We start from the raw sequence: 16067 nt of genomic DNA, 5'->3' as shown, positions 1-16067 counted from the left end.
GCTTTTCCGTATTTCGAAATAGCCCCTTTCCCTTGCTTTATTTTATAAAACCGTATGCGCCGGCTCTTCGACAATAAGCTGCTGGATACGGTTATTCTCGTCCATAATGGCGATTTTCGGACGGTGCTGGGCGATTTTCTCCTCCGGAATCATGACATAAGAAATGACAATAATGATGTCCCCCTTTTGCACGAGGCGCGCGGCTGCCCCGTTCAAACAAAATACCCCGCTGCCCCGCTCGCCGGGAATAATATACGTTTCAAAACGCGCACCATTATTATTGTTGACGATTTGCACTTTTTCATTAGCAACCATGCCGACGGCGTCTAAAATATCGGCGTCGATCGTAATGCTGCCAACATAATTTAAATTGGCTTCTGTCACACGGGCACGATGAATTTTCGCGTTCATTAATGTGCGGAACATAAGCAATCCCTCCTTAGAAACCGGCTGTTACGCTATATCTAAGATAATGTTGTCGATCAGACGTGCATTTGCAAAACGGACCGCCACCGCAATGATCACTTTTCCAGCGAGCGTTTCGAGCGGTTTTAAGTCCGGATAAGAATAAATTTCCGCATAATCAATTTCACCGTGAGTATGGGTTTGAATATATTGTTTTACTAGCGCACAAACTGCCTCTGCGTTTCTTTCCCCGTTTTCGACAGCCGCTTTTGCCTGCAGCAGCGCTTTGTATAATGCTGGCGCCTCTTTTCGTTCCTCCGGCGATAAATAAACATTGCGGGAACTTTTGGCAAGACCGTCTTCCTCGCGAACGGTCGGCACCGCCACTAATTGAATCGGAAAATGAAAATCGCGAATCAACCCGTCCACCACCGCCACTTGCTGGGCATCTTTCAAACCAAAATAAGCGCGGTCCGGCATCACAATGTGAAACAGCTTGGTTAACACGGTAGCCACTCCGTCAAAATGGCCTGGCCGCGATTTGCCGCAAAGGACATCGACACGCTCTTTGACGACTACTTGCACGCTTAACGGGTGCGGATACATTTCCTTGACGTCTGGAGAAAAGAAAACATCGACGCCATGTTCTTTGGCAATGCGCTGATCGCGTTCGAGATCGCGCGGATAGCGCTCAAAATCTTCATTTGGTCCAAACTGCAATGGATTGACAAACACGCTTAAAGCAACGATGTCATTTTCCTCACGCGCTTTTTTGATTAAAGCGACATGGCCTTCGTGCAAATAGCCCATCGTCGGGACAAAGCCGATCGTTTTTCCTTCGCGTCGGTATTGCTGCATGGCTGTTTGCATATCTTTTATCTTCGTTATCACCATCATGATTGTTTTCCTCCATAAAGCGCAGTCCACTCTTCTTCTTTCATCATAAACATATGGCTCGGCTCCGGAAACTGGCGCAGTTTGACGTCAGCGACGTAATTGGCAAGCGCGTGGGTAATCGCTTCTTGAATATTGGCGTATTTTTTCACAAATTTCGGAACCCGATCCACTCCATAACCGAGAATATCATGATAGACGAGCACTTGGCCATCGACTTCATCGCCGGCGCCGATGCCAATGACTGGTATTTCCAGCTCTTTCGTAACGGCGGCGGCGATTTGCTTTGGCACACATTCCAATACGAGCGCAATCGCGCCAGCCTGTTCGCAAAGCTTGGCATCATCGATTAATTTTTTCGCGCTTTCCGCATCTTTTCCTTGCACTTTATAACCGCCGAGAACCCCAACAGACTGCGGCGTCAGACCAAGATGGGCGACGACCGGAACTCCCGCCTGTGTCAAGGCGCGAATCACCTGAACGACATCGTCCGCACCTTCGACCTTCACGGCGTTCGCCCCGGATTGCTGCATAATCCGCTGTGCGTTGCGGAGCGCTTCTTCTTTTGATAAATGGTAGGACATAAACGGCATATCGGTGACAATAAACGTATTCGGCGCGCCGCGGCGGACCGCTTTCGTATGGTGAATCATATCTTCGACGGTAACTGGAATCGTCGAATCATATCCTAAAACGACCATGCCGAGCGAATCGCCAACCAAAATCATATCCACCCCCGCCGCTTCCGCCAGTTTCGCCGACGGAAAATCATAGGCGGTTACCATGACAATCGGCTCATTCGTTTTTTTCATTTTCAGAAAGTCCGTTTTCGTTTTCACCACTTATTCCCTCCTCTTTTTTTTGCAGAGGAGATGAATCGACCGAACAAAAAAGCCTTCTTTCTCTACCTTGAGAAAGAAGGACGTTCTTGACCATCATCGGCTGAGTTCACCCCTCTGTCCCAGTCCTTCTAAGGATCAAGGCAGATCGCATTTTTTGTTGTTTCCCTTGATGCACGGTGCAGTTCTTTCGCGAAAGATACTGCCCTTTTCCTTGTTCGTTTGTATTTTAACAAAATTGTCACAAGTTTTCTAGACGGTATTTTATAATTGAATATCCGCTGAATGAATATAATGAATATGTTTGTCCTCATCCTCAAGCATCAACAGCCCCTCGTCGGTGATGCCAAGAGCGGTTCCTTTTATGGAGCCGTTTAACGTGTGCGCCGTAATTTTTTTACCAATGCTGACGGCATACCCTTCCCATAACAGCTTAATCGGACGGAATCCATGCTGCAAATATTGGTGGTACAGCCGCTCGAGCTGAAGCAAAATTTCCTGCACGAGATGCGCGCGCTTGATCCGTTCGCCCTTTTCCATGGCAAGCGATGTCGCGACGGTGCGAATGTCTTCCGGAAACTGCTCGATCGTTTGGTTGACGTTCACGCCGATGCCGATAATGACGGAATGAACGCGGTCCGGATCAGCCTGCAGCTCCGTTAAAATGCCGACACACTTTTTTCCGTTCAATAAAATATCGTTCGGCCATTTAATATCGGGCACGAGACCGGTTGCTTGCTGAATCGCCTGGCAGACCGCCACCGCTGTTAACAACGTCAGCTGCGGCGCCTTTTGCGGCGGAATTGGCGGGCGCAAAATGAGGCTCATCCAGATGCCCGTCCCTTTTGGCGAAAACCATTTGCGATCCATGCGGCCGCGCCCTGCTGTCTGCTGCTCAGCAATGACGAGCGTTCCTTCTTTCGCCCCATCATAGGCAAGCCTCAAGGCGATTTTTTGCGTGGAATCGACTTCTTCCACAAAATGAACGAAATGACCAAACGTTTTCGTCTTGAGGCCGAGCTGAATTTCATTGGCGGTCACTTTATCGGGAGTGCTGACGATCCGGTAGCCGAGACGGCGCACCGCCTCGAGTTCAAATCCTTCTTTGCGCAGCTCTTCAATATGCTTCCACACAGCGGCGCGCGAACAGCCAAGTATTTCGCTGATTTTTTGCCCGGAAATAAAATCGCCGTTCGCTTCCGCAAATAGCTCTAACAATTTTTTTCTTGTATCCGATTGCGATCCATGAGCCATTCGTAAATCCGCTCCTTATGATTATCTACTTCTCCATGAATCACGGCGTGCTCAATTGCGGCGAGCATTTCTTTTACCCAAGGGCCGCCCGGTTTTTCGAACCATTCCATCAAATCCTTTCCGCTTACAGCCAGCTCATTTTTTGTTTTAATCGGAAGGGCAGCAAACATCTCGTTTAATATTTGGCGATGCTTTTCGACCGGTTCTCCGCTTATCACCGAACGAACCGTTTCCGCGGAAATGGCGTGTTCCAATCCAAAAACAAATAACCGCTCTTTCGTCCAGTCGCCAAATGAACGGATCGTCTGCAAAATCAAGAGCACTGCCTTCACTTCTTTAATCAGCCGATTCGGCAATTTCCAGGCACGCAAAAAGGCATCGGCATCGCCGATATGAAGCGCTTGGCACAACAGCCCCCAGCGCTGTCCGCGCGAGTCAAGCAGGTTCCAGTCGTAGCCGGCCGCTTCCTTTAGTTCACGCTCCTTATCGTGAAGCTGAGGCAAGTAGGAAAACAGACCCGTTTCCACCAGCAGGGATAAGCCGCGGCTGGCAAACGGCCCCTCGAGCAGCTTTTCAAATTCCATCGTCATCCGCTCTACCGAAATATGAGAAAGCAGCGAGGCGTTTTCGACAATCGCCCGCCTTGTTTCTTCGGCAAGAGAAAAGCCGAGCTGGCTGACAAAGCGGATCGCCCGCATCATTCGTAAAGCGTCTTCGGAAAAGCGCTGCTTTGCTTCACCAACGGTGCAAATGACCTGCTTTTTTATGGCATCTTGCCCGCCGAACGGATCGATCAGCTTTTCTTCTTCGTCCATGGCGATCGCATTCATCGTAAAATCACGGCGCTTTAAATCTTCATAAAGAGAACGGACGAATGTCACTGATTCCGGCCGGCGGTGGTCTTCATAGTCGCCGTCCGTGCGGAACGTAGTCACTTCATACGGAGTCCCTCCGCAAATAACGACGACGGTGCCATGCTGCGAACCGATATCAATCGTTTTCGGAAACAATTTCATGACTTCATGCGGCAGCGCGCTTGTCGCGATATCGATATCGCCAATTTTCCGCCCGAGCAAAAGGTCGCGCACCGCCCCACCGACAAAATACGCTTCATACCCGTGCTGTTTTAGCTGGCGAATAATGCCAAGCGCTTTTTGAAAAGGTTCTTTCATGGACTCACCTCTTTGCGAGCGAAACATAAATATCTTCATACTGTTCGACAATTTCTCTGGAATGAAACTTTTTATATACGGTTTGGACTGCCTGTTTGGCCATATACATATGAAGATGTGGATCGGTTAAAATCCGCATTGCTTTCTCTGCTATTTCTTCGACATTGCCAAGTTCGCATAAAAATCCTGTTTCCCCGTCTTCAATCACTTCCGGAATGCCGCCAATCGTTGTGCCGATGCACGGCACGCCGCAAGCCATTGCCTCGAGAAGGACGAGACCAAAACTTTCTTTTTCCGACAATAGCAACATGACATCGCTGATCGAATACAGCTCATCAAGCTTGTCCTGCTTTCCTAAAAAGTGCACGTCTTCCTGAAGCCCAAGCTCCCTGACTAAGCGGCAAACGACCGGCATTTCCGGGCCATCGCCAACAAGCAAAAGCTTTGTCGGCAACTGTTTGCGAATAAGCGAGAACGCACGCACGACATCAGGGACCCGCTTCACTTTGCGAAAGTTGGATACATGAATGATCACTTTTTCATTTTCGCCAATTCCGTATTCCTTTTTTAAGTAGCTGACATCTTTGCGGCAATATACCCGTTCATCGACAAAATTATAGACGGTTTGGATCGGCTTTTGCACGTCAAGCAGCTCATACGTCTGCCGAACGAGCGCGTTAGAAACGGCGGTAACGACATCGGATTGTTCAATGCCGAATTTAATCATATCGCTCAGCGAAGGATCGTATCCTAAAATGGTAATATCCGTCCCATGCAATGTCGTGACAATCTTTAATTTCCCCCCGACCATCTGCCGCGCGAGCACGGCGCAAACGGCGTGCGGGACGGCATAATGGGCATGCAGCACATCCAGCTGCTCGCGTTTCGCCACTGCAGCAATTTTGTTGGCAAGCGCTAAATCGTACGGCGGATATTGAAAAACGGAATATTGGTTGACGCTCACTTCATGATAATAAATATTGCCGTATATTTTATTTAGGCGAAACGGCATGCTTGAAGAAATAAAGTGAATTTCATGGCCTTTTTCCGCCAGCAGTTTTCCCAACTCTGTGGCGACAACGCCCGAACCCCCTACAGACGGGTAACAAACGATGCCTATTTTTAGCTTCATCGTCACACTCCTAGCAAATCATGAATATGAATTGGCTTTTTGGTGAAAAAGCCTTCAGCGAACATAACGCCGACTTCTTTCCCAAACAGGCGTTCGCGGCTTTCGATGGTTTCAATATAACCGTTTGTAAGCGGCGTATCAACCGAACCCGCTGTCTTTGTAAATTGGCTTTCATAAGCGCGCAAGCTGGCGATTTTTTTCTCGATCGTATCGCTAATGTCGATGACAAAATGCGGACGGTCCCAGGCGTTAATCATGTAATAATAGACAGAAGACACACGATGAGCCGGCAAATCCGGTTCCGCTTGGTAACGGCGGATGCCGGCGGAAAAAACTGCTTCTTCGACAAGCCGGGCGCAATGTCCGTGGTCCGGGTGGCGATCCACCCAGTAAGGCGCAAACACTACAAGTGGACGATAGCGCCGGATGACAGTAACAATGTTTTTAATTGCTTCCTCGGTCGGATATAAACCACGGTCGGGGAGTCCAAGGTTGATTCTCGTGGCAACGCCTAAAATACGCGCGGCATTGTTCGCTTCCTGTTGCCGCCGTTCGACCGTGCCGTTGGACGACAATTCGGCAAGCGTTAAATCGCAAATGCCGATGCGGTAGCCTTTCTCCGCGTACTTCGCAATCGTTCCGCCCATGCCGATTTCGACATCATCGGGATGGGCGCCAAACGCCAGTATATGCAGCTCCTCATTCATCGTCTTCACCTTTTCTGCCGCGGACAATATTGCGCCACGCAAAATCGCCGCGTTCTAATCCTTTGATTAAAATTTCCGCCGTCCCCATATTCGTTGCCAGCGGTACAGAGTACACGTCGCATAAACGAATCAAGGCGCTCACATCCGGTTCGTGCGGCTGCGCCGTAAGCGGGTCGCGCAGAAAAATAACCATATCTATTTCATTGCGGGCAATCATTGCGCCGATTTCCTGGTCTCCTCCGTACGGACCAGATTGAAAGCGATGGATGTGCAGCCCGGTTGCTTCTTGAATGCGAAGGCCGGTTGTGCCGGTCGCATATAATTCATGCTGCGCCAAAATCGGCTGATAGGCGGTTACGAATGCAATCATATCCTCTTTCTTTTTATCATGCGCGATTAATGCGATTTTCACGATAGCACCCCCGCTCGTTTTTGCTTATTGTTTCTCGCTAGGCCTGCAGCAGCGCTACTCGATAATATGTTCTAACCCGTATACAAGCGTATGTAACTTCATCACCGTTTCGACAGACAACTTTACGCCTGACATAAACGAACCTCGGTGAAAAGAATCGTGGCGAATCGTTAACGATTGGCCGTTGCCGCCGAAAATCACTTCCTGATGGGCGACCAATCCAGGCAGCCGGACGCTGTGGATCGGAATGCCATCATATGTTGCGCCGCGCGCCCCGGCAAGCGTTTCTTTTTCATCGGGGTGCCCTTGTTTTTTCGATGGACGCACCGTGGAAATGAGCTGCGCTGTTTTCAATGCTGTTCCCGATGGAGCGTCTAATTTTTGATCGTGATGCAATTCAATGATTTCGACATCAGGAAAATATTTGGCTGCCATTTGCGCAAATTTCATCATTAGCACCGCGCCGACCGCAAAGTTAGGAGCAATGATCGCGCCAATTTCTTTTTCTTCCGCCAATGCAGTCAGCCGTTTAATATCTTCATCCGTAAAGCCGGTCGTGCCGACAACCGGACGGACTCCGTAGTGAAGCGCGATTTCCGCATGTTTTTTTCCTGCTTCCGGTGTCGTTAAATCGATGAGCACATCCGGTCTGACTTCCTCAAAACATCGGGCCGCATCGGTGTAAATCGGAGCGTGGATGCCGAAAAACCCTTCGATGTCCGCTAAGTCTCCGCCGTCATTTTTCCGGTCAATGACGCCGACAAGTTGAAAATGCTCGGTCTTTTGTACAAGCAAAACGGCTTCACGCCCCATGCGGCCGCGCGGGCCAGCAATGGCAATGCGAATCGTTTCCATGACTATTTCTCCTCCTCTTTTCGTGTCCAACGGTCTTTATCACGGGTGCGGAACTTTTTCATCACCATATCATGCGCCTCTTCTAAATCAATGTTTAAAGAGTTGGCAAAACAAATGAGCACAAATAACAAATCGCCGAGTTCTTCCGCCACCGTTTTTTCTTTTTCCGTCTGTTTTTTCGGCTTTTCCCCATAATAATGGTTGACTTCCCGCGCCAGTTCGCCAAGCTCTTCCGTCAGCCGTGCCAGCATTGCCAGCGGGCTGAAATACCCTTCTTTAAATTGGCTAATATATTCGTCGACTTCTTGTTGCAGTTGCTTGATTGTTTTTTCCTGCATCCATGTCACCTCTCATGTTTTCATGTTAGCGAAAAGCGGCGTTTTTGACAAATATTTTCGCACGCCGCCTGTCCGCGTTGCCTGAATGGACAACTTCATCTATAATTAAGGACGCCGACTACTCTGAATATGGAGGGAATGTATGATTTTCGGGCTAAAAATAAAAAACATCCTTTTCATTTTGCTTGGCGCTGCGATTTTTGCGTTTGGGCTTGTCCATTTTAACATGCAAAATAATTTAGCAGAAGGCGGCTTTACCGGAATCACGCTGCTGCTTTACTTTTTGTTTGACATTGATCCGTCCTATACAAACTTGGCATTAAATATTCCGCTCTTTTTTATTGGTTGGAAATTGCTTGGCCGCCAAACTTTTTTATACACGATTATCGGAACCATTAGCGTTTCTCTCTTTCTTTGGATTTTTCAACGCTACACCATTCATATGCCCCTGAAACACGATATGACGTTGGCCGCATTGTTTGCCGGCGTCTTTATCGGCGTCGGCCTTGGCATTATTTTCCGCTACGGCGGAACGACCGGCGGCGTCGACATTATCGCCAGACTCGTCTATAAATATAAAGGAATCAGCATGGGAAAAACGATGTTTACGTTTGATGTGGTCGTCATCACCCTTTCCTTGCTGTATCTTTCATATCGTGAGGCGATGTATACGCTTGTGGCGGTGTTCATCGCGGCCCGCGTCATTGATTTTATGCAGGAAGGCGGCTATGCGGCAAAAGGAGCGACGATTATTTCGGAAAAGAGCGAGGAAATCGCCAACCGGATTTTAACAGAAATGGACCGCGGTGTCACGATATTAAAGGGGCAAGGTTCCTACACGAAACGCGACCGCGATGTGCTGTACTGCGTGGTAGCAAAAAATGAACTGCCGCGTCTGAAAAGTGTCATTACTTCCGTCGATCCCCATGCGTTTGTGGCGGTCACAGACGTTCATGATGTGCTCGGCGAAGGCTTTACGCTTGATGAGCGAAAACAGCCGATTGAACAATAAAAAGGGGCACAATGCCCCTTTTACTCTTCTTTTTGGCGGGTACGGTTTTTTTCCTTCTCGCCTTGATATTTTCTCCAGCCTACGTAAGATAGCGTCAATATAATAATTCCTCCTGTCGAAACCATCACCCATATTAAAGACGGATCAGCTTCATCTTTTCGAACATCGTCAAACAACGCCTGCAAATCTTCGCGCATCTGTTTTAAATGTTCGTGCTTCTCCTTGAGGCTTAGTTGCCCAAAAGCGGGAGCTTGTAACATTTCTATGTCTTTATCTATTTTTTTCGCTTCCTCAACCGGCACATCGATTTTGACGCTCGGCTCAATTAGTTCATAACGATTTAAAAAGTTGTGGAGGGAAGCGGCAAACGATTCATCCCTTTCTTGATCTACCGCCTTCTCAAGCTGGTCAAATGTTTCCATCACCGTTGATTCCATCTCTGACCAAAGCGGCTGATGAGCCGAATGAATGGCATCAACAACAAGACGAAACTGCGTGATTTTATCGATTTTTTCTTCCGCCGGCAATGAAGAGGCGGCAACCGTTTTCAGGGCGTTTTCATGAGTGATCGTAACAGCGCGGAGTTCGTCGGCTGATTTCAGCCGGTCGCGCGCATTCGTTGCAAAAAACTGCTCGGAAAAATAGAGCAATACTTCTTTTGCTTCTTCAAATTGTCCATTTTTCGCCAATCGCAGCGCTTGATCCGAAATTTGATCTAGTTTTTTCCAGCCATCATCCTGTTCCGCGGCATCGTTTAGCGATGGAAATAAAAAGACGAATACCATCAAAGCAAGCAGCCATATTCGCTTCATCCTTGTCCCTCCTCCATTAACTACTACAATGTATGAAGGAGTGGACAAGAGTAGACCATTAATTTAGCGGGAGGACAAAACGGTTTTTTCGTACACATAATAAATAGCTAATCGCAATCGAAACAATGCTGAGCCAAAACGTAAAATAGCCGATTTGGGCAGCATACTGCTGCAGCACGCTATAGTGGGGCATCATTCCAAATACATAATCGATGATGTCATTGTGCAGCGCCCAAACCGCAGCAATCGCTAGGTGCATGCCGCGAAAGCGATAAAACGGCGCGTAGAGCATTCCTTCTATCGCCATCGCGCCGTGCGAAACGATTAACATCCAGCCCGCCACATCGAGCTCTCCTGTCACTTTCCATACCAATAAGTTCATCACTACCGCCCAAATCCCATACTTTACTAACGTGACAAGCGCTAATGCTTCTAATAAAGGAAAATGGCGGCGGCACAAAAACGCGAGCAAAACGAACACAAAAAAGAGACTTGCCGTCGGGCTATCAGGCACAAACGGCAAAAAAATGGGCGGTGTTTCCGCCAATTGATAACGGTACCATATATACCCGTAAATCGTTCCAAGGATATTTATGATGAATAAAAGCCATAAAAATGGCCGATATGCTAATATCGGATACAGCCATTTCACTCCTATGCACCTGCTCTCTATGCTTGTCGTGAATGAAAAAAGCTGACTAACCATAGCCAGCTTTTTTCTCGATGAATCGTTTATTTCTCTTTTAATCCCGCAATGAACTCAGAAAGCTTTTTCAGCTCTTCATCCGTACCTTTGAAAACGCCTTTAGGCATGTTGCCTTTACCATTTTTCGCAATGTTTGCGATTTCTTCCGGCTTCAAGCCTGTACCGATAAGCGATGGTGCAGCCGCGCCGCCGGATAAGTTTTCGCCGTGGCAGGACGTACATGTGTTAGCTTGGGCAATTTTATACCCTTCGGCGTTTTTGTCAATTTCCACTTCCGCACGGATTTTCCCTTGTTCCGCAGCTTTTTTCCAGTCATGCGTCACAACTGCTTCCCAAGTTAAATATATCATTGCCGCAAGCGTTAGAAGCATCATCCCGGTAGCGACTGGACGCTTCCATGGACGGCGTTCCGGACCGCGATCCAAAAATGGCGCCAATAATAACGCACCGAATGCCAAACCTGGTATGACAATGGCTCCAATGACGGTATAAGGACCTGACGCATACGAATATTTGAGCAATTGATACAGGAACAAGAAATACCAGTCTGGCAGCGGAACATATGCCGTATCCGTCGGGTCAGCAATACGTTCTAACGGAGACGGATGGGCGACCGTCAAACATAAAAAGCCAATCAAAAAGACAGAACCGACCATCCATTCTTTTAATAGAAAGTTTGGCCAAAACGCTTCCGTTTTCCCAGGATATTCCGAATAATCTTTTGGAATATTCGGCTTTCTCACGGCGGGAACGCGGGAATCGCCGACGAATTTCATTCCTTTACCGCGATGCATTCATATTTCCCTCCTTTTTTCTATCAATCAGCAACGTTCATCGCATCATAGTGGACCGGAAATACCTTGTCTGCGAATCATTAAAAAGTGCGCTGCCATTAAGCCGAGCAGTGCGGCAGGCAAGAAGAAAACGTGAATCGCAAAGAATCTTGTCAATGTTTGTGCCCCGACAATTTCCGGATCCCCTGCGAGCAATGTTTTGATCGCCGGACCGATCACCGGTGTTGCCTCCGCGATTTGCAAACCTACTTTTGTCGCAAACAGCGCTTTCATATCCCATGGCAACAGGTAGCCAGTAAAGCCGAGCCCCATCATGACCATAAAAATAAGCACGCCAACGATCCAGTTTAATTCCCGCGGCTTTTTGTATGCACCTTGGAAAAAGACGCGCAATGTATGTAAAAACATCATGACAATAACAAGGCTTGCACCCCAGTGATGCATACCGCGCACGATTTGACCGAACGCCACTTCGTTTTGCAAGTAATAAACAGATTCCCAAGCGTTTTTAATATCCGGAACGTAATACATCGTTAAAAACATTCCGGACAAAATTTGAATGACCGTAACAAAGAACGTTAACCCGCCAAAGCAGTAAACGAATGCGGAAAAGTGGTGGGCCGGGTTCACATGTTCCGGAACTTCATGGTCAGCGATATCCCGCCACAAAGGCGTAATATCCAAACGTTCGTCAACCCAGTCATACAGTTTGTTTAACATGTATTACGCCTCCCCTCGTGGTTTCGCTTTTCCTAAGTATAATTTTCCGTCTTTCACTTTGTACTCGTAACGATCTAGTGGAGCTTGTGGCGGCGTTCCCGGAACGTTCGTGCCGTCTTTCGTGTAGCGCCCGTAATGGCACGGACAGAAAAATTGGTTCGGATGTTCCTTATCCGTATTCCAGTCTACCGTACAGCCAAGGTGCTTACAAATCGGAGACAGTGCAACGATTTCTCCTTTTTCGTTTTTGTACACCCATGCCGATCTCGGCTCTTCCGACTCATACCAAGCGTCTTTTACTTTTACTTTGAAGTCAAAACGCTTTGGCTCGGCCGTAATGTCTTTTACATCCGCTACCGCTACCATCTCCGTTCCCGCTTCATCCTTTAAAATCGGATCAAAAGCAAAACGGAGCATCGGCATTAAAGTTCCAGCAGCCATAAAGCCGCCTACGCCAGTTAGCGTATAGTTCAAAAATTGGCGTCTCGTTACGCGATGTTTGTCACTCATCGTCTTCCCCCCTCTATACAAAATGAAGTCCATCCGGACAGTATTGTATAACACAATAGAAAACTAGGACATTCTAATGATAGCTCAATCGGCGGACAAGGTCAATATCGTCCTCGCTCTAACCTGCCAACTTTCTGCCTCGCCTCATCATGACCATTGTGAAATAAAAAAGCGAAGCAGTCCGGATGTTTGGTCACGGATCAGCTCGTACTTATATGATTCGTCCATATTTTCTAACGGAACGGCCGGAACAAGCCACAACCTGTCCGAAATCGCTGTTTCTTTCCCTTTCCATTCGCGGTCGCATGTGACATAAAACACATATTTCATTCCTTGTTCCATTAGCAGGCTTGTCCAATCCGTCAGCCTTTCTACAAGCGATTGTCTCGATTCGCTGAGGAAATAGGAAAACGGTGGAAATAAAAACACTCTGCCTTTTAACTGCCGCTCCAATTCCCCGGCAACAAGCTGCACAAACTCTCCCCCAGAAGCAGCCGTCTTGGCGCCATCGGCCATCGTAATAGGAATAAGAGGAATAAGCGCCGTGTCAATATAATCTTTTTCTTTTTGATACAGTTCCACATCCGCTGCTGTCCACTTCATATGTACTCCCCTTTTTTCAAAAGTTCATGTCCCCTATCACCATACCATATTTTTCAGCAAAAGAAAAACCTTGCATGCAGCAAGGTTTCATAACTTTTTCAACTCTTCGGTAAGACGGCGGAATGCTTCTTTATCTTGGCGGTCTAGCGCCTCATCAATCAGCTTCATTAACCGTTCCCGCTGAAATTCATACAGCGATTTTTCTAAAAATTGCTCGGCCAAACGCTGATCATTTTCGCTGACATGCACTTGTTTTGGCGCATACGGGTTTTCTTCCAGTACGGCAACATATTGCGGCGAATGAAAAGAAGCGCGGAAATTCAGCTGGATATAAATATCCTCATCACGGTTTAGACGGATGTCATGGAACGATTTTTCCGCGTCGGTCGTCATCACATTGCCTTTGTAAAAACGGAACGGAACATCATCGACACAATGGGTTGACATAATGATGCCGCGCGGACAATATTGGGCGTTTTCCACAAAATGAACCTTTTGCATCAGCTGGTCATGGCTCATTAAATAGTTTAAAATCCAGACACATTCGCGACGCTTCAACTGGTAGTTACTTAAAAACCAACGAATAAACTCTTTTTTTTCATTTACAGATACGTGCGTCATTATGCGCTTCCCCCTCTATCATTTTCCAAGAAAGAGGTAATATGGACCGCGGCTCTCCTACTCCTCTAACTGCAGCAACATGTCGGCTGCCTCCATGTGCCCAGGATCAAGACGTACAATTTGCTGGAATATTTCTTTAGCTCTCTCTCTGTCGCCTTCTTCGATGAGAAAATAGCCGTACTCCTCAAGGAAATCAATGTTGTTCTTAAAGAAAGTATATGCCTCTTGGTAATGGTTTAATGCATCGGAATACATTTCAAGCTTATGTTTCGCACGTGCTAAATCCCATTCAAACTGCGGGTCATACTCTCCTTGCGCCAGCGCTTCTTCTAGGCAGGAAACAACGTCTTCGTACCGCTCCTCGTGCAAGAGCAGCGCACATAACGTCGTCAGCGCTTCAATATAGCCTTGGTCAATTTCGATTGCTTTTTTCAGCCATGATTCCGCCTCATCCGGCTTTCCCAGCTTTAGCGCCATTTTTCCGGCATAGAGCAGCAATTCTTTGTTCCACTCATCGACATGGATGCCTTCCTTGGCAATGTCATAGCTTTTTTTCAGCTTTCCTTCATGCTCATACGCTTTCGCTAAGTACAGGTAAAGCGGAACGTATTCCGGATCGAGTTCTTTTAGCTCGCTTAGCTTTTCAATGGCGGTTTGATAATATTCCGCTTGGAATGCCGTCACCCCGTAGCCGAATAACGTCCGGCTGTCGACTTTTGTTTTTAGCGCTTCATCATAATACGGCAGCGCTTGCTCAAACTCCCCGCATAGGCTGAGCGCCTCGGCAAGCCGCTCAGCAATGAGGGTGCCGGCCATTTCCTTTGTTTTTTCCCGCACTTTTTCGTAAAATGGAATGCTTTTTGTATATTGTCCCATCGAAAAATATAACTCCGCTAAGGCAAATTGAATAATCGGTTCATCCGGCATTTTTTCATATGCCTGCTTTAACTTTCGTTCGCTGACTTCCTCAAGCCCTTGCATTTGATACAGATCGGCGGCAAGCAGACAGGCGCGTGCAAACAGCGGATCGTCTTCCTCAATTCGCGCTAAAATCTCGAGCGCCTTGTCCTCTTCGTCGAGCTCTGTATATACTTCCGCCAAAAACAAACGGATTTCCCCTTCGTCCGAATAGCGAAGGGACAACTCTTCAAGCAGTTCTTTCGCTTCCTCTAGCATTCCCCACGAATATAAATAATCGGCAAGTTCATATTTTTCTTCATCACTTCCGTTTTTCTTCACTTCAGGCACCAAAGATAACGCTTTATTCACTTCTCCATTTTCAACCAAACGGACAATTTCTTCGACGCGTGTCATAGACATTAACCCTTCCTTACGAAAAATGTGCGACAAACATCCCAGCCGCACGGATGATCCGCTCCGTGCCAAATCCGGGATAAAAATAAAGTTGATTTTCCACCTTCAGCAACCTTCCTTTATGAACCGTAATAACCGGAACATGATTATCATAATCGACAATAAGCGTTTCGGCAACTAAACGGCTCATCGCTTCCTTCCTATATAGATTATAATCTACTTCGCCGCCAATCCGCAGATCTCCTTTTTGCGGGTAAATGCCAATTTTTTTTAACACATTCAGCCCTAGCGGCGTTCGCTCCCGTAGCGGAAACGGAATAAATGGAATATGGTGCGCAGCAAGCAAGTTTCGCCATGCCGTTTCCTGCTTTTTCATTCGTTTTTCGTTTGGCCAATACGGCACAAAGGCAAGCGGGGCTGTTTTTATGATATCGGCAATCCAATACCATGGTACGGAATGCAAAACATCGCTCTCCTTAATTTCAACGAAAATGATTCGTATTTTCCATCTCCTGCAGGCAAGCACAAAGGACGGGGTCAGCATACGGGCGGGTACTTTTACACCGATGAAATAATCGATGGGGCTGTTTAACAAATGCTGTCGCAGCTTACGCAGTGTGGGAGCGAGCTCCTGTTCCGAAGGGACATCACAAACAGCTAGCAGCGTGGTGCAGCCGTTTTTGATGAGATATTGCTGAACATATTGTTTAAATTGGGCAAATGTCCGCGGCTGCTGAAAAGAAAAATCGACCATCACGTGTCCGGGTGTGACGATCATTTCTCCTATTTCCATGCGCATCCATGTATAGTGCTTCGCTTGTTCACCTATGTAGTCAATGCGATTATGATCCACCACGAGCGCACAGTGTTGCAGCCGTTCTTGACGAATGACATATGCGCTTTCAATAATATATGGCATGTCTTCATTCCCCCCTTACGACAGGATATGAGGGAATGAGGCAACATA

General features: G+C 47.4%; 20 protein-coding genes. 1 reads left to right on the top strand and 19 read right to left on the bottom strand.

The window, feature by feature from the left end; translation table 11 throughout:
• Positions 1 to 42: 42 nt before the first annotated feature.
• The 10 genes from panD to BV455_RS15915 all read right to left on the bottom strand — a co-directional run bounded on the left by panD (position 43) and on the right by BV455_RS15915 (position 8008).
• Positions 43 to 426 (bottom strand): aspartate 1-decarboxylase, encoded by a 384-nt coding sequence (panD, locus tag BV455_RS15960; protein WP_017435842.1) that lies wholly within the window; start codon positions 424 to 426, stop codon positions 43 to 45.
• A 27-nt stretch (positions 427 to 453) separates the two neighbouring features.
• Positions 454 to 1302, bottom strand: a complete 849-nt coding sequence (gene panC / locus BV455_RS15955; protein ID WP_017435843.1) for a pantoate--beta-alanine ligase — start codon at positions 1300 to 1302, stop codon at positions 454 to 456.
• Positions 1299 to 2138, bottom strand: a complete 840-nt coding sequence (gene panB, locus BV455_RS15950; protein WP_026078514.1) for a 3-methyl-2-oxobutanoate hydroxymethyltransferase — start codon at positions 2136 to 2138, stop codon at positions 1299 to 1301. The genes panC and panB overlap by 4 nt, the downstream gene beginning before the upstream one ends.
• Positions 2139 to 2402: 264 nt before the next feature.
• On the bottom strand, positions 2403 to 3392 hold the full coding sequence (locus BV455_RS15945; RefSeq protein ID WP_061579970.1) for a biotin--[acetyl-CoA-carboxylase] ligase: 990 nt from the start codon (positions 3390 to 3392) through the stop codon (positions 2403 to 2405).
• Positions 3350 to 4564, bottom strand: coding sequence for a CCA tRNA nucleotidyltransferase (locus BV455_RS15940; RefSeq protein ID WP_017435846.1), 1215 nt, complete (start codon positions 4562 to 4564; stop codon positions 3350 to 3352). Before BV455_RS15940 ends, BV455_RS15945 begins: the two co-directional genes overlap by 43 nt.
• 4 nt (positions 4565 to 4568) lie before the next feature.
• Complete coding sequence (gene bshA / locus BV455_RS15935; protein WP_061579968.1) at positions 4569 to 5696, bottom strand: N-acetyl-alpha-D-glucosaminyl L-malate synthase BshA; 1128 nt, start codon at positions 5694 to 5696, stop codon at positions 4569 to 4571.
• Positions 5697 to 5698: 2 nt separating this feature from the next.
• Positions 5699 to 6403: a bacillithiol biosynthesis deacetylase BshB1 gene (gene bshB1 / locus BV455_RS15930; protein ID WP_061579967.1), complete on the bottom strand. Its 705-nt coding sequence runs from the start codon at positions 6401 to 6403 to the stop codon at positions 5699 to 5701.
• Positions 6396 to 6815 (bottom strand): methylglyoxal synthase, encoded by a 420-nt coding sequence (mgsA, locus tag BV455_RS15925; RefSeq protein ID WP_017435849.1) that lies wholly within the window; start codon positions 6813 to 6815, stop codon positions 6396 to 6398. The genes bshB1 and mgsA overlap by 8 nt, the downstream gene beginning before the upstream one ends.
• Positions 6816 to 6869: 54 nt before the next feature.
• Positions 6870 to 7670: a 4-hydroxy-tetrahydrodipicolinate reductase gene (gene dapB / locus BV455_RS15920; RefSeq protein ID WP_017435850.1), complete on the bottom strand. Its 801-nt coding sequence runs from the start codon at positions 7668 to 7670 to the stop codon at positions 6870 to 6872.
• Between the two features lie 2 nt (positions 7671 to 7672).
• Entirely contained in the window at positions 7673 to 8008 is a 336-nt protein-coding gene (locus BV455_RS15915) for a nucleotide pyrophosphohydrolase (protein ID WP_017435851.1), read from the bottom strand.
• Positions 8009 to 8150: 142 nt separating this feature from the next.
• Here BV455_RS15915 and BV455_RS15910 point away from each other — a divergent pair, with 142 nt between their 5' ends.
• Positions 8151 to 9020 carry a YitT family protein gene (locus BV455_RS15910; RefSeq protein ID WP_017435852.1) on the top strand — a complete coding sequence of 290 codons (870 nt, stop codon included), beginning with the start codon at positions 8151 to 8153 and terminating at the stop codon, positions 9018 to 9020.
• A gap of 20 nt (positions 9021 to 9040) precedes the next feature.
• On the opposite strand, the gene ypjB is transcribed toward BV455_RS15910, so the two are convergent.
• From ypjB to BV455_RS15865, 9 genes are all read right to left on the bottom strand, one after another.
• Positions 9041 to 9832, bottom strand: coding sequence for a sporulation protein YpjB (ypjB, locus tag BV455_RS15905; protein ID WP_017435853.1), 792 nt, complete (start codon positions 9830 to 9832; stop codon positions 9041 to 9043).
• A 58-nt stretch (positions 9833 to 9890) separates the two neighbouring features.
• Complete coding sequence (lhaT, locus tag BV455_RS15900) at positions 9891 to 10484, bottom strand: lipoprotein heptaprenylglyceryl N-acetyltransferase LhaT (protein ID WP_042409737.1); 594 nt, start codon at positions 10482 to 10484, stop codon at positions 9891 to 9893.
• 80 nt (positions 10485 to 10564) lie between these two features.
• The gene (locus BV455_RS15895) at positions 10565 to 11332 is read right to left on the bottom strand and encodes a menaquinol-cytochrome c reductase cytochrome b/c subunit (protein ID WP_017435855.1); all 768 of its coding nucleotides are present in this window, start codon (positions 11330 to 11332) and stop codon (positions 10565 to 10567) included.
• Positions 11333 to 11377: 45 nt separating this feature from the next.
• On the bottom strand, positions 11378 to 12052 hold the full coding sequence (qcrB, locus tag BV455_RS15890) for a menaquinol-cytochrome c reductase cytochrome b subunit (RefSeq protein WP_017435856.1): 675 nt from the start codon (positions 12050 to 12052) through the stop codon (positions 11378 to 11380).
• Positions 12053 to 12055: 3 nt separating this feature from the next.
• A complete protein-coding gene (locus BV455_RS15885) occupies positions 12056 to 12562 on the bottom strand; it encodes a Rieske (2Fe-2S) protein (RefSeq protein WP_017435857.1) in 507 nt (168 codons plus the stop codon).
• Positions 12563 to 12709: 147 nt separating this feature from the next.
• Complete coding sequence (locus tag BV455_RS15880) at positions 12710 to 13165, bottom strand: YpiF family protein (RefSeq protein ID WP_017435858.1); 456 nt, start codon at positions 13163 to 13165, stop codon at positions 12710 to 12712.
• A gap of 87 nt (positions 13166 to 13252) precedes the next feature.
• Positions 13253 to 13789, bottom strand: coding sequence for a ReoY family proteolytic degradation factor (locus BV455_RS15875; protein WP_026078515.1), 537 nt, complete (start codon positions 13787 to 13789; stop codon positions 13253 to 13255).
• 54 nt (positions 13790 to 13843) lie between these two features.
• Positions 13844 to 15100: a tetratricopeptide repeat protein gene (locus tag BV455_RS15870; RefSeq protein ID WP_218688056.1), complete on the bottom strand. Its 1257-nt coding sequence runs from the start codon at positions 15098 to 15100 to the stop codon at positions 13844 to 13846.
• Positions 15101 to 15116: 16 nt separating this feature from the next.
• Positions 15117 to 16019, bottom strand: a complete 903-nt coding sequence (locus BV455_RS15865) for a hypothetical protein (RefSeq protein WP_061579965.1) — start codon at positions 16017 to 16019, stop codon at positions 15117 to 15119.
• Positions 16020 to 16067: the final 48 nt, after the last annotated feature.

Source organism: Parageobacillus caldoxylosilyticus, assembly GCF_019272935.1.
GTDB classification, from domain to species: Bacteria; Bacillota; Bacilli; order Bacillales; family Anoxybacillaceae; genus Saccharococcus; species Saccharococcus caldoxylosilyticus.
Note: the sequence above shows the minus strand (reverse complement) of the source record. Positions and strands in the feature narration are given on the sequence as shown.